This is a genomic window from Paraburkholderia metrosideri (assembly GCF_904848625.1).
GTDB lineage: Bacteria > Pseudomonadota > Gammaproteobacteria > Burkholderiales > Burkholderiaceae > Paraburkholderia > Paraburkholderia metrosideri.
Genome location: NZ_CAJHCP010000007.1, coordinates 255,829 through 278,201 on the forward strand (window position 1 = coordinate 255,829; position 22,373 = coordinate 278,201).

General features: G+C 62.6%; 13 protein-coding genes, 1 tRNA gene and 2 riboswitches. Of the genes, 9 read left to right on the top strand and 5 right to left on the bottom strand.

Annotation, left to right across the window (positions count from 1 at the left end; all coding sequences use genetic code 11):
* Positions 1-13: 13 nt before the first annotated feature.
* Both LMG28727_RS17220 and LMG28727_RS17225 read right to left on the bottom strand, forming a co-directional pair.
* Positions 14-676, bottom strand: a complete 663-nt coding sequence (locus LMG28727_RS17220) for an acetyltransferase (protein ID WP_201643516.1) — start codon at positions 674-676, stop codon at positions 14-16.
* Positions 677-1,250: 574 nt separating this feature from the next.
* Positions 1,251-1,326 (bottom strand) — tRNA-Arg (locus LMG28727_RS17225).
* Between the two features lie 272 nt (positions 1,327-1,598).
* Between LMG28727_RS17225 and LMG28727_RS17230 the strand changes: the two genes are divergently transcribed.
* A complete protein-coding gene (locus tag LMG28727_RS17230) occupies positions 1,599-2,495 on the top strand; it encodes a c-type cytochrome (protein WP_201643517.1) in 897 nt (298 codons plus the stop codon).
* Positions 2,496-2,740: 245 nt separating this feature from the next.
* Here the strand turns inward: LMG28727_RS17230 and LMG28727_RS17235 are convergent, their stop codons facing one another.
* Positions 2,741-4,831: a UvrD-helicase domain-containing protein gene (locus LMG28727_RS17235; protein ID WP_201643736.1), complete on the bottom strand. Its 2,091-nt coding sequence runs from the start codon at positions 4,829-4,831 to the stop codon at positions 2,741-2,743.
* A gap of 575 nt (positions 4,832-5,406) precedes the next feature.
* Here LMG28727_RS17235 and LMG28727_RS17240 point away from each other — a divergent pair.
* The 8 genes from LMG28727_RS17240 (at position 5,407) to LMG28727_RS17275 (ending at position 16,813) form a co-directional block, all read left to right on the top strand.
* Positions 5,407-6,456: an oxidoreductase gene (locus tag LMG28727_RS17240; protein WP_201643518.1), complete on the top strand. Its 1,050-nt coding sequence runs from the start codon at positions 5,407-5,409 to the stop codon at positions 6,454-6,456.
* A 195-nt stretch (positions 6,457-6,651) separates the two neighbouring features.
* Positions 6,652-6,999, top strand: coding sequence for a hypothetical protein (locus LMG28727_RS17245; RefSeq protein WP_201643519.1), 348 nt, complete (start codon positions 6,652-6,654; stop codon positions 6,997-6,999).
* Positions 7,000-7,143: 144 nt separating this feature from the next.
* Positions 7,144-7,244, top strand: a riboswitch (glycine riboswitch).
* 35 nt (positions 7,245-7,279) lie between these two features.
* Positions 7,280-7,435: riboswitch (glycine riboswitch) on the top strand.
* A gap of 80 nt (positions 7,436-7,515) precedes the next feature.
* Positions 7,516-8,634, top strand: coding sequence for a glycine cleavage system aminomethyltransferase GcvT (gene gcvT, locus LMG28727_RS17250; RefSeq protein WP_201643520.1), 1,119 nt, complete (start codon positions 7,516-7,518; stop codon positions 8,632-8,634).
* 137 nt (positions 8,635-8,771) lie between these two features.
* Complete coding sequence (gcvH, locus tag LMG28727_RS17255) at positions 8,772-9,152, top strand: glycine cleavage system protein GcvH (protein ID WP_201643521.1); 381 nt, start codon at positions 8,772-8,774, stop codon at positions 9,150-9,152.
* Between the two features lie 79 nt (positions 9,153-9,231).
* Positions 9,232-12,168: an aminomethyl-transferring glycine dehydrogenase gene (gene gcvP, locus LMG28727_RS17260; protein WP_201643522.1), complete on the top strand. Its 2,937-nt coding sequence runs from the start codon at positions 9,232-9,234 to the stop codon at positions 12,166-12,168.
* 138 nt (positions 12,169-12,306) lie between these two features.
* A complete protein-coding gene (locus tag LMG28727_RS17265; RefSeq protein WP_201643523.1) occupies positions 12,307-13,437 on the top strand; it encodes an alginate lyase family protein in 1,131 nt (376 codons plus the stop codon).
* A 29-nt stretch (positions 13,438-13,466) separates the two neighbouring features.
* A complete protein-coding gene (locus LMG28727_RS17270) occupies positions 13,467-14,861 on the top strand; it encodes an L-serine ammonia-lyase (RefSeq protein WP_201643524.1) in 1,395 nt (464 codons plus the stop codon).
* Positions 14,862-15,094: 233 nt separating this feature from the next.
* On the top strand, positions 15,095-16,813 hold the full coding sequence (locus LMG28727_RS17275) for a thiamine pyrophosphate-binding protein (RefSeq protein WP_201643525.1): 1,719 nt from the start codon (positions 15,095-15,097) through the stop codon (positions 16,811-16,813).
* Positions 16,814-16,901: 88 nt separating this feature from the next.
* On the opposite strand, the gene LMG28727_RS17280 is transcribed toward LMG28727_RS17275, so the two are convergent.
* Together LMG28727_RS17280 and putA are read right to left on the bottom strand one after the other, a co-directional pair.
* On the bottom strand, positions 16,902-18,050 hold the full coding sequence (locus LMG28727_RS17280) for a branched-chain amino acid ABC transporter substrate-binding protein (RefSeq protein ID WP_201643526.1): 1,149 nt from the start codon (positions 18,048-18,050) through the stop codon (positions 16,902-16,904).
* A gap of 87 nt (positions 18,051-18,137) precedes the next feature.
* Positions 18,138-22,067, bottom strand: a complete 3,930-nt coding sequence (gene putA, locus LMG28727_RS17285) for a trifunctional transcriptional regulator/proline dehydrogenase/L-glutamate gamma-semialdehyde dehydrogenase (RefSeq protein WP_201643527.1) — start codon at positions 22,065-22,067, stop codon at positions 18,138-18,140.
* Between the last annotated feature and the right edge of the window lie 306 nt (positions 22,068-22,373).

The window sequence follows — 22,373 nt, forward strand, 5'->3', positions numbered from 1 at the left end:
CTTTACCGGATTTTCACTTGAAGACCTTGCGGTCGGTGTTGGGGCGGGCGACCCTAGCCGGATTGCCCACGACGATTACATCATCGGGAACGTCGGTGTACACAACCGAGCCCATTCCGATGATCACATTCGAACCAATACGAACGCCTTCCTTGATAAGGGCGCCCATCCCGATGTAACTGCCATTGCCGATCACGCAACTGCCCCCTATGTTGACCATTGAGGAAATCACGGTGTAATCGCCTACATGGACGTCGTGGCCGACAATGGACATCGTGTTGACGCAGACGTGAAGCCCGAGGCGGGCATCGCTGGAAATAGAGCAAAGCGGCGCAACGACGCTCCCCCCTTGCAAGAGGGCACTCCCGGATATCAGGGCGCTCGTATCGATTACCGTGGCCAGTTCTGCGCCTGCTTCAGATAGACGTTTGCCCAGCTTTTCCCGACTGGACGGCTCGCCGAGCGCTATCACGAAGGTCGCGCCGTCCAGCTGATCCTGTATCTCGCGGGATTCGAATGGAAACAGTCGCACACCATAGCGCGTTGGCTCGGGACGAACATCGTCGACGAAACACAGTTCGGTCCATCGACCAGAGGCCGCATTCTGACGTCTGGCAATGTCCATCACCTCTTTGCCAAAGCCGCCCGCGCCATAAACGAAAAGTCCAGCTGTCACGATAAAGTCGCCAAGAAGTTAGCCATGCAAACCCCATGCCCAACGCCAGGAAGCCGCGCCGGTCAGTGCACGAGGACAGATCGCATCTGCTCGCCGGCATGACGTTGACGGGAAGCGTTCCAACGCGATGCCTGGAACACTATTTTGGGGAAATTGTATCCGCGGGGTAGCGGTATCAAACCGTGAAGATAAGACAGAAATGCCCGCTAATTTGAGGCATGGTTGCGTCGAGCAGAACCTTGTTCGCTGGATCGAATCCCGTGGATCCCCATGTAAAGGGCATTGCGAGCGCTGGGACCACGCTGTTGAGGGCCCGAATCTTATGGCTTTAGTCGACAAACACGCATTGGACGAAATTGCAGGCTGCAGCGTGGCAAACGTATAGGATATGAAATCACGCCGTAGCGATGAGCCGGCACGAACGGAGGGATTGCAGCGGCTTGCCGACGTGACCCAGTGGCCGAAATAACAAAAGGACGGTGGTCGCGGCAGAATGACCACGAAAAAAACGGAGAATTGAAGCGACGCGGCGGGGAGGGATGCAGAACAAAAGCCGTGATTTAGCAGCGATGCTTGGTGCGCCCGGCTGGGATCGAACCAGCAACCCCTGCCTTCGGAGGGCAGTACTCTATCCATTGAGCTACGGGCGCTTGACTTGAAAGCGCGGCAACCGGAACGGATGCGACGCCAAAGCAAGACCGCAAGAATACCCGGTTTCGGCTCTACCGTCCACCGGACGGCCTATATGACACGATCCAGCGCCTTTCAGCTGCGCTTCGCGATGCGGGTAAACGCCTGCTGAACACCCCGCCGCGCGCCTCGCCGCGGCTGAAATCTTGCGTCTATAATCGTCCTGGCTGATCAAAAACAAGAAGTTGCCGTCACGCTGTACCGCTCACATACCCACGGAGACGAGACAAGCATGAGCGAAGCACCCCACGGAGCCCCGATCAAAACCCCAGGACAGCTCATTGCCGCGATCATCGCCGGGTTTGCTGTGCCGATCGTCATCATTGTTCTGCTGGCCGTCTACGTCGACAATTCGACACGCACCGGCGCCGGCACCGATTCTCTCTCCGAAGCCGAAGTCACCGCCCGTATCAAGCCGCTGGCGCAGGTCGACATTCGCGACGCCAATGCGCCACGCGTCTACAAGAGCGGCGAAGAAGTTTACAAGGCGGTTTGCTCGGCGTGTCACGCGTCGGGCGCCGCTGGCGCGCCGAAATTCACCAATACCGCCGATTGGGCACCGCGTATCGCGCAAGGCTTCGACACGCTGTGGCACACCGCGCTCTCGGGCAAAGGCGCGATGCCCCCGCGCGGCGGCACCAGCCCGGACGACTATAGCGACTTCGAAATCGCCCGCGCGGTGGCTTATATGGCGAACAATTCCGGCGGCAGCTTCCCCGAACCGGCACAGCCGGCAGCGGGCGCGGCGGCCGCCTCCGGCGCGGCCGCTGCTGCACCGGCAGGCGCGTCGGATGCAGGTGCGGCACAAGCGGCCGCCGCCATGGCGGCGATGGCAAGCGTGCCTCAAGCAGCCGCTCCGGCGGCGGCCGGCACGCAAAGCGCGGACGCGTCGCAAGCCGGCAAGGCGCTGTATCAGCAGGTTTGCCAGGCCTGTCACGCGGCCGGCGTGCTGAACGCCCCGAAATTCGGCGATAAGGACGCTTGGGCCCCTCGTCTGAAAGATCCGATGGACACGGTCTATAACTACGCATTGCACGGCAAGGGCGCGATGCCGCCGAAGGGTGGCTCGACCGCCTCCGACGCCGACGTCAAGGCTGCGGTCGACTATATGGTCAGTGCGGTGAAATAAAACGATGCGGCTTCGTTAGCCGCAGACAAAAAAATCCCTGCTTCGCACGAACGCAAGCAGGGATTTTTTTATGCGCGCTGATTATCCGGCGCGCTGAAACTCTGAGAAACCGCATCGAGCACTCGCCGAAAGCCGAACGCATACGAACGAATTGCGGCCTCCTAAAGACCGCCGTCCACTCACTCACACAGCCTCGCCAACGCCCCAATCTGGCCGCTTCTGCAGCCGAACCCCCATCCGTCCACTCAAGGCTTCTGCAACAACGCCTTCAAACTCGCCAACCGGTCTTTTGGCGACATCGGTGCTTCCTCGGGCGTCGGCGGTGGCGCATCGTCCAGCAGCATTTCGGGGATAAACCGCGACGGCTCGCACACCACCGTCTCCCGCGCGCGCTTGCGTTTCTTGCACCAGTTCAGATGCAGACTGCGCTGCGCCCGCGTAATCGCGACGTACATCAGGCGACGCTCTTCCTCAATCCGCGCGTCGTCGATCGGCTCGTCGTCGGGGCCGCCGCGATGCGGCATGATGCCTTCCTCGACGCCCACCAGGAACACGTGCGGATACTCCAACCCCTTCGACGCATGGACCGTCGAGAGCCGCACCGCATCCGGATCTTCCTCGCGGCCTTCGAGCATCGACATCAGCGCAACAGTCTGAATCAGGCCGAGCAGGCTCTTGCCGGTGTCGCCAAAACCGTCGGCGGTGTCGTAGCCGGTCGCCTCGCTGTTCGCGGCATCAGCAACCTCCGCCTTGGTGCCCTTGCGCTTGAGCCACTCCATGAACTCCAGCACGTTCTGCCATTTGGCCTGCGCCTGACGCTCGTCGAACGCGTCGTACAGGTACGCCTCGTAGTGGATCGCGTCCATCAGTTCGTCGAGCAGCGTGCCGGCCGCGTCCTTCTCCGCGCGGTCGGTGAGGCGTTGCATGAAGTCGCAGAACACGCGCATCGGCTCGATCTGACGCGGCGACAGGCGCGCCTCGATCCCGCCCATGTACACCGCCTCGAACAGCGACACCTTCGCCTGCCCCGCAAACGAGCCGAGCGCCTCGAGCGTCGTATTGCCGACGCCCCGGCGCGGCGTGGTGATCGCGCGGATAAACGCGGGGTCGTCGTTTGCGTTGGCGATCAGGCGCAGATATGCGCAGATGTCCTTGATCTCGGCTTTATCGAAGAACGACTGGCCGCCGGACAGTACATACGGAATCCGCTCGCGACGCAGCACCTGTTCGAAGATGCGCGCCTGAAAATTGCCGCGATACAGGATCGCGTAATCGCGGAAATTCGCGCGCCGCTCGAACTTGTGCGCGGACAGACGGAACACGACCGACTCCGCCTCGTGCTCTTCGTCGTTACACCCGGTGACGGTGATCGTGTCGCCCATCCCGTGTTCGGACCACAGCTTCTTTTCGAACAGCTTCGGGTTGTTCGCGATCACGTTGTTCGCGGCGGTCAGAATGCGCACCGTCGAGCGGTAATTCTGTTCGAGCTTGATCAGATGCAGCTTCGGAAAATCCTTGCTGAGCTGGCCGAGATTTTCGAGCGTGGCGCCGCGCCAGCCGTAAATGGCCTGATCGTCGTCGCCAACCGCCGTGAACGCCGCGCGCTTGCCGGCCAGCAGCTTCACCAGTTCGTACTGGCACGCGTTGGTGTCCTGATACTCGTCGATCAGCAGATAGCGCAGCTTGTTCTGCCAACGGTCGCGCACCTGCTCGTTCTTCTCGAACAACTCGGCGGGCAGCCGGATCAGATCGTCGAAATCGACCGCCTGATACGCGTGCAGCGTCGCCACGTAGTTGCGGTAGACGATCGCGGCCTGATGCTCGTCCTCGTTGGCCGCAATCGCGATCGCCTGCTCCGGCATGATCATGCCGTTCTTCCACAGCGAGATGATCGACTGGATCTTGCGGATAAAGCCCTTGTCCGTCGAGCCGACCTGCTCCTGGATCATGCCGAAGCAATCGTCGGAATCCATGATCGAGAACTGCGGCTTGAGGCCGACGTGTTCCGCCTCCTGGCGCAAAATCTGCACGCCGAGCGAGTGGAATGTGCACACCGTCAACTGATTGACCGGTACTTTGCGGCCTTCCTTGCCGGGCGTGGTGAGCGTCTTGCCTTCGAGCAGCTTGCCCACGCGCTCGCGCATTTCCAGAGCGGCCTTGTTCGTAAACGTGACGGCGGCGATGTGGCGGGGTTCGAAGCCTTTGGCTTCGATCAGGTGCGCGATTTTTTGCGTGATCACACGCGTCTTGCCGCTGCCTGCGCCGGCGAGCACGAGACACGGACCGTCGAGATAACGGACCGCTTCATTTTGAGCGGGATTCAGGCCTGCGGACATCGTCTGTGGATGGGTGATGCGGTTGAAACTGCGGTTGTGGGCGCGTCGGCTCGACAACACCGGCCGAAGGCCCGGGGGCATGCTGCGCGCCGCCGGCTGGAACGGCTGCCCCGCACTGCTGCGAAGCGGATCCGGCCCGCTGCGTGTTCGCGCGAGAGGAGCGATGTTAACACGGATGCCAGGGCGGGACGCTGGCGCCGCGGGATCGCAAAGCATGCGCTGCGCAGACTCCTGGCATGGGCGAGCCGGCCGATTCACGCGACGCTTCCACCAGCTAGCCCGACGGCGACTGTCTGCCACGATTTCTTCAAAAGATAGCCAGACGCAGCGGCGCCAGACGCGCCCCACGCGATAGAGGCCAGCCATCGTGGCCCGCAAGCGTTCACATGCTCGTGACGTCTCGCCACCCGATACCGCCGCGCCAGTCTCTCTCTCGTCAGGCTCGCTCAAACGTCCGCACGTCAATCACCCGCCACATGGCTCCCGTTCCCGCTTCAGGACATGCCACAATTACGGTGTTGCGCGCCGCCGCCGCGGTGGCAAAGCGGCGCGACGTTTTTTGCAGGAAGACACGCATGTCCGCATCGCTGAAGATTGGATTGATGGGTTACGGTTTTGCTGGCGCGACCTTCCATGCGCCGGTGATCGCACATTGCGGACGCGCAAGCGTCGCCGCCATCGCGACCGGTCAGCCCGAGCGCGCGCTGGCCGACTATCCGCACGCGAAAATCGTGGCCGATCTCGACGCACTGCTGGCGCTCGACGATATCGACTGCGTCGTAATCGCCACGCCAAACGACACGCACTTCGACCTCGCGCGCCGCACCCTGGAAGCCGGCAAGCACGTGGTGGTCGACAAACCGGTCACGCTGACGGCGGCCGAGGCACACACGCTCGCGAACATCGCGCTCGCCCGCAGCAAACTGTTCGTGCCCTTTCACAACCGGCGCTGGGATGGCGACTTCCTGACCGTCCGCGATCTTCTCGCACGCGTGGAACTGGGGCGCATCACGCAATATGAATCGCATTTCGACCGCTTCCGGCCGGAAGTGCGGCAACGCTGGCGCGAAGAGGCCTCGCGAGGCGGCGGCTTGCTGTTCGACCTGGGCCCGCATCTGATCGACCAGGCGCTGGCGTTGTTCGGCGCCCCGCAAACCGTGTCGGCGACGGTGCGCACGCATCGCGACAACGCTGGCGCGCCGGATTACGTGCACATTCAACTCGGCTACGGCGAGTTCGAAGTGGTCTTGCACGCGAGCGCATTGACTGCCTGGGTGGCGCCGCGATTTGTCATCCACGGAACTCGCGGGAGCTACGTGAAATACGGGCTCGACACCCAGGAAGACCAACTGAAAGCAGGCCTGCGGCCCGGCGATGAAGGTTTTGGCGCCGGCAACACGGCAGGCACGCTGCGCGTACTGGAAGGCGATCAGGAAGTGGAGCGCGAGGTCCCCACGCGCAATGGTGACTACGCGGGCTTTTACATTGCGCTGGCTGATGCGATTCAGAATGGCATCGCCTTCCCCGTCACGGCTCAGGATGCCGTTGACGTCATGACCATCATCGAACTGGCCGCGCGCAGTTCCGAAGAAGGCGTCCGGCTACCCTTCGAGCGGATTCGCTGATGCATTTGTCTGGGCGGCGCAACGGTCTGTGTACCTAAAAATCACCCCTGCCAATGCGCCGCTCAAGCGATGGACCCGACACCCTAACGGGAACATAACGTTACAAATCAGGTCATCTCCCGGGTCGGCGCGAACCTGCCGCCATCCGTTGCTACACAGGTAGCACAATCAACGATAACGACTTCCGGAGAGTCCATGCCTCGTGTCACCCACGCAATCGCCGCGTGCGCCTTGCTCAGTTCCCTCGCCGCCTGCGTCGTTCAGCAACCCGCACCGGCACCGCGCCCCAGCCCGCAGCAAATCGAAGACCGGCGTCTGCATCAGGTCGAAGGCCGTGTCGATAATCTTGGCCGCCGGATCGACAATCACGTGAATCAGGGTGCTTACCCGCCGCCGCAAGGCGCTGCTTTGCACCATCGGCTGGAAGTGATTCGTCAGGAAGCGCACGACATGGCCGCGCAACACGGCGGCGGTCTCTCCGCCGACGAGCAGCGTGTGCTGAACCAGGAACTGGATAACGCGGCGCACGCCATCGGCGAGTGAGCGCACTCGCGTTTCCATAACCTCTGCAGCAATAGCGCGGGCAGCCTGTCCCGCGCTTTTTTTGACGCGTGAAAGCCCCTGTGTCAACGCCCACACGGCGCGCGGGCCTTCAATTGACAAGCCTCCGGCCGTCGCGTACATTCGCCGCACGCGTCGGGAGAGCGCGCTGGCCGCTGAATTTCGCAGGCCGCGCCGCCGAAGGGGCATACCCGCAAACTCTCAGGCAAAAGGACCGACCGCGTCGAGAGACCCGCTTCAAGGCAGCATCGAGGCACCCGGTTTTTCGCACTCTGGAGAGCGGCAGTAGCCGTCTGCGTCGTTTAAACAACGAGCAGATTCAGGCAAGCTGCCCACCGAAGGGGCGCGCGTCTCACCGTGACGAATCACATTTTCACGGCGGCGCAATCTCTCAGGTATCGAGGACAGAGGGGTCATGCAGAACCACGCTCGCAGGCATCAGGCCGCGAGGCGTTGCGCCGCATGGCCTTTTTTGTTTCGCGAGATGCCCGAGGCCCCATGACCGAACTCAAACACACCCCGCTCAACGCCACCCATCGTGCGCTCAATGCCCGCATGGTCGATTTCGGCGGCTGGGACATGCCCGTCAACTACGGCTCGCAGATCGAGGAACACCGCGCCGTGCGCACCGACGCCGGCATGTTCGACGTCTCGCACATGTGCGTCGTCGACTTCACCGGCGAGCGCGTGCGTGCGTTCTTCGAATACGCGCTGGCGAACAACGTCGGCAAGCTGCAGACCCCGGGCCGTGCGCTCTACTCCTGCCTGCTGAATCCTAATGGCGGCGTGATCGACGATCTGATCGTCTATTACTTCGGCGAAGATCATTTCCGCGTGGTCGTGAATGCCGGTACCGCCGATAAAGACATCGCGTGGTTCGGCCAGCTCAACGCCGAAGGCGGCTTCGGCCTGACCATCACGCCGCGTCGCGATTACGCGATCGTCGCCGTGCAAGGTCCGAATGCGCGCGAAAAAGTCTGGCAAACCGTGCCGGCCGCCCGCGCCAGTACCGAAACACTTAAGCCGTTCAACGCAACCCGCATCGAAGCAACGCCGTTCGGCGAATTGACCGTGGCGCGCACCGGCTACACCGGCGAAGACGGCTTCGAAATCATCGTCCCGGCGGATCATGTCGAAGCGCTCTGGCAAGCATTGGAGGCTCAAGGCGTACGCCCTGCCGGTCTCGGCGCACGCGACACATTGCGCCTCGAAGCCGGCATGAACCTGTACGGCCAGGACATGGACGACAACGTGTCACCGCTCGACGCCGGCCTCGCATGGACCGTCGACCTGACCTCGCCGCGCGACTTCGTCGGCAAGGGCAAGCTGGAAGCAAACGGTTCTCAGGCCGCGTTCGTCGGCCTGATCCTGCTGAAAGAAAATGGCAAGGCGGCGGGCGTGCTGCGTGCTCATCAGAAAGTCGTCACGCCGCACGGCGAAGGCGAAATCACCAGCGGCACGTTTTCTCCGACGATGCAGGAATCGATCGCCTTCGCGCGCGTGCCCAAAGGCGTGCAAGCAGGCGACACGGTCCACGTTCAGATTCGCGATAAAGCCGTACCCGCAAGCGTGGTAAAACTGCCATTCGTGCGCAACGGCAAAGTGCTGGCGGTTTAAGCGGCCCGCGCGTGCGTCCCTCAGAAAAACGACTGAAGTTTTTTTGCCTCTTACATGAGGAGCCTGGCAAGTCAAAACGCCAGGCTTGGGACCTTCCCCCATTAAGTCACTACTGAATCACCGCATAGGAGCATCCGATGAGCATCCCGGCCGATCTGAAATACACCGAATCGCACGAGTGGGTCCGCACCGAAGCGGACGGCACGCTGACGGTCGGCATTACCGACCACGCGCAGGAAGCGCTCGGCGATATCGTCTTCTTCGAAGTCCAGGAACTGGGCAAGACCGTGACCGCTGGCGACACCGTCGCCGTGATCGAATCGGTGAAAGCGGCTTCCGATATCTACGCGCCGGTGTCGGGCGAGATCATCGAAGCGAACACGGCCGTGGCCGATACGCCGGATTCGGTCAACACCACGCCGTATGAAAGCTGGCTCTTCAAGATCAAGCCGGCCGACGGCGCCGCGCAAGATCGTCTGATCGACGCCGACGCGTACTCGAAGTCGATCGGCGCCTGATTCACCTTTACGTTTAACCCGTCAGGTGCGGCGGGTTCATCCTGAAACAGGATGGGCAGCCGCACCGCCAGGAACACCCATGAAGCTCGAACACCCGGATCGTCTGATGAACCGCACTCCTCTCTCGCTCGCCGCGCTCGAAGTGCACGACGCCTTCGCCGAACGGCACATCGGCCCGGATTCGGCCGACCAGCAAGCGATGCTCGAAGCCCTCGGCTTCGCGTCGCGCGCCGCACTGATCGACGCCGTGATTCCGAAGACGATCCGCCGCACCGAAACGCTGCCGCTCGGTCCCTTCGCGCAACCCAAAAGCGAAGCCGAAGCGCTCGCCGCGCTGCGCGAACTCGCGGACAAGAACCAGGTGTTCCGCTCGTACATCGGGCAGGGCTATTACAACGCGCACACCCCGACGGTGATCCTGCGTAACGTGCTGGAAAATCCGGCGTGGTACACCGCGTACACGCCGTATCAGCCGGAAATCTCGCAAGGCCGTCTGGAGGCGCTGCTGAATTTCCAGCAGATGATCGTCGACCTGACGGGTCTCGCCATCTCCAACGCGTCGCTGCTCGACGAGGCGACGGCTGCCGCTGAAGCCATGACGCTGCTGCAACGCGTCGGCAAGTCGAAATCGAACGTGTTCTTTATCGCCGACGACGTGCTGCCGCAAACCATCGAAGTGGTGAAGACGCGCGCAACGCCGGTCGGCATCGAAGTGAAAGTCGGTCCCGCAGCGCAAGCCGCGAACGCGAATGCGTTCGGCGTGCTGCTGCAATATCCCGGCGTGAACGGCGACGTGCGCGACTACCGCGCGCTGACCGAAGCGATCCACGCAACAGGCGGGCACGTGGTCGCCGCCGCCGATCTGCTCGCGTTGACCGTGCTCACGCCGCCGGGCGAATGGGGCGCGGACGTGGCCGTCGGCAATACGCAGCGCTTTGGCGTGCCGGTCGGTTTCGGCGGCCCGCATGCGGCTTACCTCGCCGTGCGCGACGAATTCAAGCGTCAGATGCCGGGCCGTCTGGTCGGCGTCACAGTCGATGCGCAAGGCAACCCCGCGCTACGTCTCGCGCTGCAAACGCGTGAACAACATATCCGTCGCGAGAAGGCGACCTCGAACGTGTGTACCGCGCAGGCGCTGCTCGCGATCATGGCCAGCATGTACGCGGTCTATCACGGCCCGCACGGCCTGAAGACCATCGCACTGCGCGTGAACCGCATTGCCGCGTTGCTCGCCGAAGGCGCGAAGCAACTCGGCTACACGCTCGTCAACGAAACCTTCTTCGACACGCTCACATTCGACACCGGCGCACGCACGCAGGCGCTGCTCGACGCAGCGACCGCGAAGCGCATCAACCTGCGCCGCGTGAGCGCGACGCAAGTCGGCCTGTCGATCGACGAAACCACGACGCGACGCGATCTGGCCGATCTGCTCGCCGTGTTCGCGCAAGCGGCTTTTTCGAACGACGTGCCGCAAGTCGACGCACTCGACGCAAAGCTCGCGGCTTCGAATACCGCTTCAGTGCCGGCCGCGCTCGAACGTACCAGCGCGTACCTCACGCATCACGTGTTCAACCGTCACCATTCCGAAACAGAAATGTTGCGCTATCTGCGCAGCCTGTCGGACAAGGACCTCGCGCTCGACCGTTCGATGATCCCGCTCGGCTCGTGCACGATGAAGCTGAACGCGACATCGGAAATGCTGCCGGTCACGTGGCCCGAATTCGGTCAGATCCATCCGTTCGCGCCGGCTGAGCAAACCGTCGGCTACCGCGAAATGATCGATCAGCTCGAAGAAATGCTGGTCGCGGCAACCGGCTACGCCGCCGTGTCGCTGCAACCGAATGCCGGCTCGCAAGGCGAGTACGCGGGTTTGTTGATCATTCACGCATATCACGCGTCGCGCGGCGAAGGTCATCGCAATGTCTGCCTGATTCCCGCTTCGGCGCACGGCACCAACCCGGCGTCCGCGCAAATGGCCGGCATGCAGGTCGTGGTCGTTGCGTGCGACGCGCAAGGCAACGTCGATATCGAAGACCTGAAGAAGAAGGCCGAACAGCACGCCGACAAGCTCGCGGCAATCATGATCACGTATCCGTCCACGCACGGCGTGTTCGAGGCGAACGTGCGCGAAATCTGCGAGATCGTGCATGCGCACGGCGGCCAGGTTTACGTGGACGGCGCGAACATGAACGCAATGGTCGGTTTGTGCGCGCCGGGCCAGTTCGGCGGCGACGTCTCGCACCTGAATCTGCACAAGACGTTCTGCATTCCGCACGGCGGCGGCGGACCGGGCGTCGGTCCGGTCGCGGTCGGCGCGCACCTCGCGCCATTCCTGCCGAACCAGATCTCGTCGGGTTATGAACGCGCGGCGAACGGTATCGGCGCAGTATCGGGCGCGCCGTACGGCTCCGCGTCGATCCTGCCGATCTCGTGGATGTACATCGCGATGATGGGCGCGAAGAACCTGACCGCCGCCACCGAAACCGCGATCCTCAACGCGAACTACGTCGCGAACAAACTCGCGCCGCATTACCCGGTGTTGTACTCGGGCCCCGGCGGTCTGGTCGCGCACGAGTGCATTCTCGATCTGCGTCCGATCAAGGAAACCAGCGGCATCACCGTCGACGACGTCGCCAAGCGCCTCGCCGACTACGGCTTCCACGCGCCGACCATGAGCTTCCCGGTGCCGGGCACGCTGATGGTCGAACCGACCGAATCGGAATCGAAGGAAGAACTCGACCGTTTCATCGAAGCGATGATCGCGATCCGCGACGAAATCCGCGCGGTGGAAGAAGGCCGCCTGGACCGTGAGGACAATCCGCTGAAGCACGCACCGCACACGGCCGCGGTCGTGATCGCCGACGACTGGAAGCATGCGTATGCGCGCGAAACCGCCGCGTATCCGCTGAAAACGCTGATCGCGAAGAAGTACTGGCCGCCGGTCGGCCGCGCGGACAACGTGTACGGCGACCGCAATCTGTTCTGCTCCTGCGTGCCGATGTCCGACTACGAGTAAGCACCACGCGCCGCCGCGCATCGTCCGCTGCCGTGAAAGCGGTAAAAAAGGACCATGCGCGGCGCCGCCTCGATCCTGTCGCTGACGACCGCAAACGGCTAACATCACACACCGAATCAGCCAAACTAGGAGTTTCGCATGGCGCGAAAGGTGCGATTGATGCAAAGCCGGGCCGACGCAACGCAAGCCCGAACGTGGCGGCCAACCTGCACATTGCTGATGGCTGGCGCGGCGCTGCTGCTGCCGTTAACGCAAGCGCAAGCCGCAATGAATTTCTGCGCGGCGCCCGCGCTGCAAACCAGCGAGCGCACTAACGCCGATCCCGGCGTGAAATTACTGGTGAGTAACGTGCAGGCACATCTGAACGAGCAGCCGCATGCGCTCGCGAGGCTGCACACCGAAGGCACGCTGCCACATGAAGGCATTTACGATCAGAGCAACGAGGCGGAGCAGGATCTCGATCTGCTGCGCGACGCCGCGCTCGCGTGGCGTGCAACCAGCGACGACCGGTATCTGAAGCTCGTCGACCGTTTGCTGTATGCGTGGGTCACGACGTATCAGCCGAGCTTCAATCCCATCGACGAAACGCGCTTTGAAGGGCTGATTCTCGCGTACGACATGACCGCGAGCGCACTGCCGGTGAAAACGCGCAACGCTGCAATGGCGTTTCTGACGAAGCTGGCGAATGGCTACATCGCGCAGATCGACGCGCAGCCGCGTCCACTGAAAGGCACGTTCCGCAACAACTGGCAGAGCCACCGTATCAAGCTGATCGCGATGGCCGCGTTCACGCTCGATAACCGCAAGATGATCAACGCGGCGCAGCGTCTGTTCGTCGAGCATATCGGCGACAACATCAATCCGGATGGTTCGACCATCGACTTCAGCGAACGCGACGCGCTGCATTACGTCACCTACGATCTGCAACCGCTCGTCACGGCCGCGCTGGCGGCGCGCCGCCACAATCGCAACTGGCTGCAGGAGAAGGGACCGAACGGCGCCACGCTACTCGCCGCGCTCAACTGGCTCGCGCCGTTCGCGACCGGCAAAGCGACGCATGAAGAATTCGTGCATTCGAGTGTTCCGTTCGATGCAAAACGTCGCGAAGCCGGCTTGCCCGGCTATTCGGGTCAATGGGATCCGAAGAACGCGACTGAACTGTTTCACCTGGCCGCGCGTCTCGATGGACGCTTTACGCCAATCGCGCTGCAACTCGCACCCACGCCGCCTGCCTGGCTCGCCGTGTGTTTGCCGTTGCCCGCGCGCTAAACCAACTTTTTATCAGCAGGGAGCAGTCAATGGCAGTTAGCGTGTTCGATCTCTTCAAAATCGGCATTGGGCCGTCCAGTTCGCATACGGTGGGACCGATGCGCGCGGCGCTGATGTTCGTGCAAGGGCTTGAGCGTGACGGGCTGCTGGCTGCGACTGCATCCGTGAAAGTGGATTTGTACGGATCGCTCGGCGCGACGGGCAAGGGCCACGGCACGGATCGCGGCGTGATGCTCGGCCTGCTGGGCGACGCACCCGACACCGTCGATCCCGACACCATCGCGCAACGGCTCGAAGCCGTGCGAGTGACGCGCAAGCTGGCGCTACTCGGCGCGCACGAGGTGCCGTTCGTGCAGAAGGAGCACATTTCGTTTTATCGACAGGCATTGCCCGAGCATCCGAACGGCCTGAAGCTGCGCGCGTTCGACGCGCAAGGCGAGACCTTGCGTGAGACGACGTACTTGTCGGTAGGCGGCGGTTTCGTGGTGACGGCCGGCGCGCCGAACACGAAGGTGCTGAGTGCTGCCGACCAACTCCCCTACCCGTTTCGCACCGGCAACGAGTTGCTCGCACTGTGTGAGTCGAGCGGGAAAAGCATCGCTCAGTTGATGTGGGAAAACGAGCGCGTCTGGAATAGCGAAGAAGATACTCGTAGCGGTTTGCTGAAAATCTGGGACGTGATGCAGTCGTGCGTATCGCGCGGTTGCGGCATCAACAATCCGGCTGCCGATGGCAATTTGCCTGGCCCGTTCCAGGTGAAGCGCCGCGCGCCGCAGTTGTATCGCGCGTTGTCGGGCAATCCGGAGTTGGCGCTGCGCGATCCGTTGTCGATGATCGACTGGATCAATCTCTACGCGATCGCCGTCAACGAAGAAAACGCTGCGGGCGGTCGCGTCGTGACCGCGCCGACTAACGGCGCGGCCGGCATCATCCCGGCGGTGCTGCATTACTATTACTACACGCGCTTCATGCCCGGTTCGAACCAGCAGGGCGTGATTGATTTTCTGATGACAGCGGCAGCAATCGGCATTCTGTACAAGCTGAACGCTTCGATTTCAGGCGCAGAGGTGGGATGCCAGGGTGAAGTGGGCGTCGCGTGTTCGATGGCGGCGGGTGCGCTGGCTGCGGTGATGGGCGGTACGCCGAGACAGGTCGAAAACGCTGCTGAAATCGGCATGGAACACAACCTCGGGCTGACCTGCGATCCGGTTGGCGGGATGGTGCAGATTCCGTGTATCGAACGAAATGCAATGGCATCGGTGAAGGCGGTGAATGCGGCGCGTATGGCGTTGCGCGGCGACGGCAGCCACTATGTGTCGCTCGATTCGGTGATCAAGACCATGCGCGAAACCGGCGCGGATATGAAGACGAAGTACAAGGAAACGTCGCGCGGTGGGTTGGCGGTGAATATCGTGGAATGCTGAGAATCGTATTTCACGCTGCGCTTGCTGGTGAATAAAAAACGCGGACCTTGCAGGTCCGCGTTTTTATTGGTGCGCCAGTTCATCACACTCAGCCGCGACATAGGTGCGCTGCGCCGTGACAGCACCTGCACCCTCAGCGTAAGCTGTCGAAGCGCCCATCGCCTGCGAGCCTCACCTATGGACGATGCGGCATCTCACATCGCTCTCACGCACTGCCAGGAGGTTTCTTCGCAATGTCGCTGCCGAATGCTCCCGTTTCTGATTCCAACGCCACCCAAACCACCGGCGCGCGTCTCGTTGTCGATGCCTTGCTCACGCATGGCGTCGAACGGGTTTTCTGTGTCCCCGGCGAAAGCTTTCTCGCCGTGCTCGATTCGCTGCACGACGAACCCGAACGCATCCAGACGATTGTCTGCCGGCATGAAGCCGCCGCCGCGAACATGGCGGAAGCGGTCGGCAAACTGACCGGCCGCCCAGGCGTCGCGATCGTCACGCGCGGACCGGGCGCGACGCACGCATCGATCGGCGTGCACACCGCGTTTCAGGATTCCACGCCGATGATTTTGCTGATCGGCCAGTGCGCACGCGAACATCTGGACCGCGAGGCGTTTCAGGAAATCGACTATCGACGCATGTTCGGCCAGATGGCGAAGTGGGTCGCGCAGATCGACGATCCGAAGCGCATTCCCGAATATCTGAGCCATGCATTTCACACGGCGACATCGGGACGACCTGGGCCCGTCGTGCTGTCGTTGCCGGAAGATGTATTGAGCGATGCATGCGATATCGTTGCCGGGGCGCCCGCTTATCAACGGGTGGCCGCATCACCGTCCGGCGCGCAGATCGACAAGCTTCGTGACTTGCTCGAAAGCGCGCAGCGGCCGATGGTGATCGCAGGCGGCAGTGGCTGGACGCCGGCCGCATGCGCGGATCTGCAGCGCTTTGTCGAAAACTGGCAGTTGCCCATTGGCCTCGCGTTCCGCTTCCAGGACACGCTCGACAACGAGCATCCGAACTACGCGGGCGATGTCGGTCTCGGCATCAATCCTGCGCTGGGAAAGCGCATCCACGATGCCGATCTGCTGCTCGTACTCGGCCCGCGCATGGGCGAAGCGACGACCAACGGCTACACGCTGCTCGATGTGCCGAAAACAAAGCAGACCCTAGTGCACGTGCATCAGGGCGCCGACGAGTTGGGGCGCGTCTACTCCGCCGATCTGCCGATCGTGTCCGGCATGCCCGAGATGGCGGCGTTGCTCGCGGCGCTGAAGCCTTCATCCGATAAACCCGCGTGGACCGGTGCTGCCGACGACGCACATCGCGCCTATCTGGAATGGCGCAAGCCGCGCCCGATTCCCGGCGACGTGCAGATGGGCGAAGTGATCCAGCAATTGCGTGCGCATCTGCCTGACGATGCGATTCTGACGAACGGTGCGGGCAACTACGCGACGTGGCTGCATCGGCATTTTTCGTATCGGCACTATCGCTCGCAACTCGCGCCGACGAGTGGTGCGATGGGATACGGCGTGCCCGCGGCGATTGCAGCCAAGTCGCTGTATCCGCAGCGCGCGGTCGTTGCGCTCGCCGGTGATGGCTGTTTCATGATGGCCGCGCAGGAACTCTCGACGGCGATGCAATACGACCTTCACGTGCTGTTTATCGTCGTGAACAACAGTCAGTTCGGGACCATCCGGATGCATCAGGAGCGGCACTATCCGAACCGTGTCTATGGCACCCAAACCACGAATCCGGACTTCGCGGCGTTCGCCCGGTCTTTCGGCGCGCATGGCGAAACGGTCGAGCGAACCGAAGATTTTCTACCCGCATTGCAACGCGCGATGGATGCGAAACGCCCAGCGTTGATCGAGATACGGATGCCGCAGGACGCGAGTACGCCCGGCGCGACGCTTGAGCAGATTCGTGAGCAGGGCCGCAAGTTGCGCGGAGAGTAAGCAAGCGCTGCCCCATGAAAAAACCCCGCCGAAGCGGGGTTTTGTATTCAACCCATGCAGCGATAGCAACGATAGCAACGAGAACGGCTTACTTGCCGCCCACGCTCTGCAGCGTCGTCCACTTACCGTCGACGACCTTATACAGCGTGATACCGCCGTTCTTCAGATCACCGCGCGCGTCATACGCGAGGTTCGACGACGTCACAGCCGGCATCGACGTCTTCGCCAGCACCGGCAGATACTTCGCCGGATCGGTCGAGTTCGCGGTCTTCATTGCGGTGAACATCGCCATTGCGCCGTCGTACGCGTACGGCGAGTACGTTTGCACGTCCTCGTTGAAACGCTTCTTGTACTTCGCGACGTATTCCTTGCCGCCCGGCATTTCTTCCAGCGGCAAGCCAGCCAGCGATGCCACCGTGCCATTCGCCGCGTCGCCCGCGAGCTTGATGAAGGTCGGCGTGTGAACCATTTCGCCGCCCATCAACGGAGCCTTGATGCCCAGTTGCTTCATCTGCTTGGCCATCGGCGCCGCTTGCGAATCCGCGCCGCCGTAATAGATCAGATCCGGGTTGTTCGACTTCAGCTTCGTCAGGATCGACTTGAAGTCGACAGCCTTGTCGTTCGTGTATTCACGATCGACGATCGTGCCGCCCGCTGCCTTCGCTGCTTTTTCGAACTGATCCGCCAGACCCTGGCCGTAAGCCGTGCGGTCGTCGACGATCACGATCTTCTTCATGCCCAGCGTCTTCACCGCGAACGTGCCGGCGACCGAACCTTGCTGCGTGTCGGACGTCATCATCCGGAACGTGGTCTTGAAGCCTTGCTGCGTGTATTCCGGCGCGGTTGCCATCGCGATCTGCGGAATGCCCGCGTTCGCGTAGATGCGCGAAGCCGGGATCGTGGTGCCCGAGTTGAAGTGGCCGAGCATGCCCTTGATGCCGTCGTCCACCAGCTTCTGCGCGACGGTCGTGCCGGTGCGCGGGTCAGCCTGGTCGTCGGCTGCATCCAGCACGAAGTGAACCTTCTTGCCGCCGATCACCGGATTGGTCGCGTTCATGTCTTCCACAGCCAGCGTGATGCCGTTCTGGAAGTCTTTGCCGTAGTGAGCCTGCGCGCCCGTCATCGGACCGGCGAAACCCACCTTCACGTCTTCGGTCGATTGAGCGTGTGCCGTCCCCGCAACCGACATCGCAGCAACCAGCGCCGCGCCTGCCAGCTTTGTCATCTTGTGTTGCATAGCTTCTCCTTGGTACCAGGTGAGTGTGGAGCGGTATCGGGGTCGCCGTACCGCTTCCGTTTTAATTGAGTGATCAGAGAGGTTCGCTCAGCCGATCGTCATCAAATTCGCATTACCGCCGGCTGCTGCCGTATTCACGCTGACCGAGCGTTCCGTCAGCAGACGCTCGAGTGCGTAGTCTTCATCGCCGCTTTCCAGCGCGCGTGCCGCCACGCCCTGCACCGAGACGATCGGTCCCGAACGCTTCGCGACTTCCTTCACCAGCGCGAGCAGTTCGTCGCTATCGCCTTCGAACAGCACCGCGTCGAATGGCGTGTCAGCGCTCTTCTTCACGCTCGCATGCGACTTCAGCGACGCGGGCAACTGCGCCACCAATTGTTCACCGGCTGCGCCTTCGAACAGCGCACGATTTCCCGTAGCCAACGCGGCGGCGAACTGCACACGCGCGCCGCTAGCCGTCGACGCAATGCACAGCACCGTGCCGCGTGCGCCCAGCGTGTACGTGTTGCGCTCGCCGGTCGGCCCCGACAACACCGCCGTCGCGCCCGCCGGCACATGCGACAGATAACCGTCGCAACGCGCAGCCAGCTCGGGCTGACGCTCGGAGATCAACCAGTCGCGCAGCGCGGTCAGCGCGGCGGTCGGATTGTCGCCGTTTTCGGCAGAACGCGGGGGTTCTGCGACCAGCGTCTCGGCCAGCGATTTCGGCAAACCGGCCGGACGCGTGGCCAGCAGACGCTGCAGATACAACGCGCCACCCGCTTTCGGCCCCGTGCCCGACAGGCCTTCGCCGCCGAACGGCTGCACACCCACCACTGCGCCGATCACGTTGCGGTTCACATAAATGTTGCCGACGTGCGCACGGCTGATCACGTGAGCGATCGTTTCGTCGATTCGCGTGTGAATGCCGAGCGTCAGCCCGTAACCGGTCGAGCGAATCTGTTCGAGCAGCTTGTCGAGCTGGCTACGGCGATAACGCACCACGTGCAGCACCGGGCCAAACACCTCACGCTTCAGTTCGTCGATGCTGTCGAGTTCGATCAGCGTCGGCGGAACGAAGGTGCCTTGTGCGCAACCTTCCGGCATCGGCAGTTGCTCGACCTTGCGGCCCTTGTCGCGCATCGCCGCGACGTGCGCGTCGATGCCACGTTTGGCGTCGAGGTCGATCACCGGGCCAACGTCGATCGACAGACGATCCGGATTGCCCACCGCCAGTTCGCGCATCGCGCCGGTCAGCATTTCGAGCGTGCGGTCCGCGACGTCGTCCTGTAGACAAAGAACGCGCAGCGCGGAACACCGTTGACCGGCGGAGTCGAACGACGATTGCAGCACGTCCGCGACCACCTGTTCGGCCAGCGCCGACGAATCGACGATCATCGCGTTCTGGCCGCCCGTTTCGGCGATCAGCGGAATCGGCTTGCCGTCCGGGTCGAGCCGGTTCGACAGCGTCTTGTTGATCAGGCGCGCGACTTCGGTTGAGCCGGTGAACATCACCGCACGGGTGCGCGGATCGGCGACCAATGCAGCGCCGACCGTTTCGCCATTGCCCGGCAGCAGTTGCACGGCGCCCGCCGGCACGCCGGCTTCGCGCAGAATGCGCACAGCTTGCGCGGCGATCAGCGGGGTCTGTTCAGCGGGCTTCGCGAGCACGGTGTTGCCGGCTGCAAGCGCGGCGGCCACCTGGCCCATGAAAATTGCCAGTGGGAAATTCCACGGGCTGATACACACCACCGGACCGAGCGGGCGATGGGTGTCGTTCGAAAACTCTGCGCGGATCTGCGTCGAGTAATAGCGCAGGAAGTCGATTGCTTCACGGATTTCCGCGACCGCGTTCGCCAGCGATTTACCGGCCTCACGCACCACCAGACCCATCAGCGTGTGCATCTGCGCTTCGAGCAGGTCGGCGGCACGGGCGAGGCAATCAGCGCGCGCGTCGACCGGTGTCGCTTGCCAGATCGGCGCGGCGGCCACCGCATGCGCGAGCGCGGCGCTCACGTGTTCCGGCGTCGCTTCGACCACCGTGCCGACGAGGTCGCGATGATCGGCAGGATTGCGTACATCGCGCGCGGTGCCGACGGCGATCTCGTTGTCCTCAAGCATTGGCGCGGCACGCCACGGATGATGCGCGCTAGCCAGCAACGCCGACGACAGCGACGCGAGCCGATGCTCGTTCGACAGATCCAGCCCCATCGAATTGAGACGCTCGCCGCCAAACAGATTGCGTGGCAGCGGAATCTTCGCGTGAGGCGCGCCGAGCGGGACGATCTTCGACGCTTCGTCGACCGGATCGGCGATCAGGTCTTTGATCGCGACGCTTTCATCGGCGATGCGGTTCACGAACGACGTGTTTGCGCCGTTCTCAAGCAGACGGCGCACGAGATACGCGAGCAGCGTTTCGTGCGTGCCGACCGGCGCGTATACGCGGCACGGGCGGTTCAGCTTGTCGCGGCCGGTGACTTCTTCGTACAACGGCTCACCCATGCCGTGCAGGCACTGGAACTCGTACTGGCCAGGATAGTAGTTGTTGCCCGCAAGGTGATAGATCGCCGACAGCGTGTGCGCGTTGTGCGTGGCGAACTGTGGATAAACCGCGTCCGGCGCGCCGAGCAGCTTTTTCGCGCAGGCAACATACGACACGTCCGTATAAATCTTGCGCGTGTAGACCGGATAGCCTTCGAGGCCGTCCACTTGTGCGCGCTTGATTTCGGTATCCCAGTACGCGCCCTTCACGAGACGAACCATGATCCGGTGACGGCTGCGGCGCGCGAGATCGATGATGTACTCGATCACGAACGGGCAACGCTTCTGATACGCCTGCACGACGAAACCGATGCCATTCCAGCCCGCCAGCTCCGGATCGAAACACAGCGCTTCGAGCAGATCGAGCGAGATTTCGAGGCGGTCGGCTTCTTCGGCGTCGATATTCAGGCCGATGTCGTAGCGGCGCGCGAGGATCGCGAGCGAGCGCACGCGCGGCAGCAGTTCGCTCATCGTGCGTTCCTGTTGCGAGCGCGAGTAGCGGGCGTGCAGCGCGGAGAGCTTGATCGAAATGCCGGGGCCTTCGTAGATACCACGGCCGCCGGCGGCCTTGCCGATCGCGTGAATCGCCTGTTCGTACGACGCGTAGTAGCGCAGCGCGTCGGCTTCGGTGGTCGCCGCTTCGCCGAGCATGTCGTACGAGTAGCGGAAACCACGCGCTTCGTATTTGCGGCTGTTGGCCAGCGCCTCGGAAATGTTTTCGCCGGTGACGAACTGCTCGCCCATCAGGCGCATCGCCATGTCCACGCCCTTGCGGATCAGCGGTTCGCCGCCCTTGCCGATCAGCCGCGTGAGCGCCGACGACAGGCTCGTCTCGCTATTGGTCGTGATCAACTTGCCGGTGATCATCAAGCCCCAGGTCGCGGCGTTGACGAACATCGACGGCGCCTGGCCCATGTGCGATTTCCAGTCGCCCTTGCTGATCTTGTCGCGGATCAGCGCGTCGCGGGTGGCGCGATCGGGAATGCGCAGCAGCGCTTCGGCGAGGCACATCAGCGCGACGCCTTCCTGACTCGACAGCGAGAATTCGTGGATCAACCCCTCGACGCCGCCGCCCTTGCTCTTCGAGCGCAGCGTTTCGACCAGCTTGCCGGCCATCGCCTGAACGTCGCCAGCAAGGTTCGCGGGCAAACGCGCCTGGCCGAGCAGGAACGGCAGGCACTCGGGCTCGGGGCGGCGGTAAGCCGCCGTAATCGCCGCGCGCAGCACCGACTGCGGTTGCACGTTCTGTGCGAAATCGAGGAACGGGTGCGACGCCCCGTCTTCTTCGTTTTCGACCGCGGCGCCGTCGGCCAGATCGGCCGAACCCGTCGCCCCCGACAGTTCAGGCGGCAATTGCCCATGCTCGATTTTTTCGAGGTAGGCAAAGATCGCCTGCTTGATCAGCCAGTGCGGGGTGCGTTCGAGACGGGTGGCGGCATCTTTGAGCCGCGTGCGCAGGAGGTCGTCGACCTTGACGCCAAGGGTGGTGCTAGCCATGTTTCCTTCTTCGGAGACCAGACGAATGCCTGGCGAAAGACTAAAAGTTGGGCGAATCGTACGCTTCTCAATAAAAAGGTGCAACCGCCAAAAACGCGTGGTTGCACCCTGCTAGAAGCCTTACCCAACAAGGCTTTTCAGCCGATGGCGCCAGACATGGGGACGCCCTGTGGGATCAGTGTTTTCCCTGGGCCGATTCTTTTTGCATTTCACCCTTATCAAACCGTCGGACGCGCCGTTATAGAGCCATAGCGGTAAGCGGCCTCACGGCACGCAAAAAAACGATACGGGGTTTTTGAGGACGAT

Coding starts and splice junctions, on each gene's coding strand:
- LMG28727_RS17230 (WP_201643517.1), top strand. CDS start 1,599: ATGAGCGAAGCACCCCACGGAGCCCCGATCAAAACCCCAGGACAGCTC.
- LMG28727_RS17235 (WP_201643736.1), bottom strand. CDS start 4,831: ATGTCCGCAGGCCTGAATCCCGCTCAAAATGAAGCGGTCCGTTATCTC.
- LMG28727_RS17240 (WP_201643518.1), top strand. CDS start 5,407: ATGTCCGCATCGCTGAAGATTGGATTGATGGGTTACGGTTTTGCTGGC.
- LMG28727_RS17245 (WP_201643519.1), top strand. CDS start 6,652: ATGCCTCGTGTCACCCACGCAATCGCCGCGTGCGCCTTGCTCAGTTCC.
- gcvT (WP_201643520.1), top strand. CDS start 7,516: ATGACCGAACTCAAACACACCCCGCTCAACGCCACCCATCGTGCGCTC.
- gcvH (WP_201643521.1), top strand. CDS start 8,772: ATGAGCATCCCGGCCGATCTGAAATACACCGAATCGCACGAGTGGGTC.
- gcvP (WP_201643522.1), top strand. CDS start 9,232: ATGAAGCTCGAACACCCGGATCGTCTGATGAACCGCACTCCTCTCTCG.
- LMG28727_RS17265 (WP_201643523.1), top strand. CDS start 12,307: ATGGCGCGAAAGGTGCGATTGATGCAAAGCCGGGCCGACGCAACGCAA.
- LMG28727_RS17270 (WP_201643524.1), top strand. CDS start 13,467: ATGGCAGTTAGCGTGTTCGATCTCTTCAAAATCGGCATTGGGCCGTCC.
- LMG28727_RS17275 (WP_201643525.1), top strand. CDS start 15,095: ATGTCGCTGCCGAATGCTCCCGTTTCTGATTCCAACGCCACCCAAACC.
- LMG28727_RS17280 (WP_201643526.1), bottom strand. CDS start 18,050: ATGCAACACAAGATGACAAAGCTGGCAGGCGCGGCGCTGGTTGCTGCG.
- putA (WP_201643527.1), bottom strand. CDS start 22,067: ATGGCTAGCACCACCCTTGGCGTCAAGGTCGACGACCTCCTGCGCACG.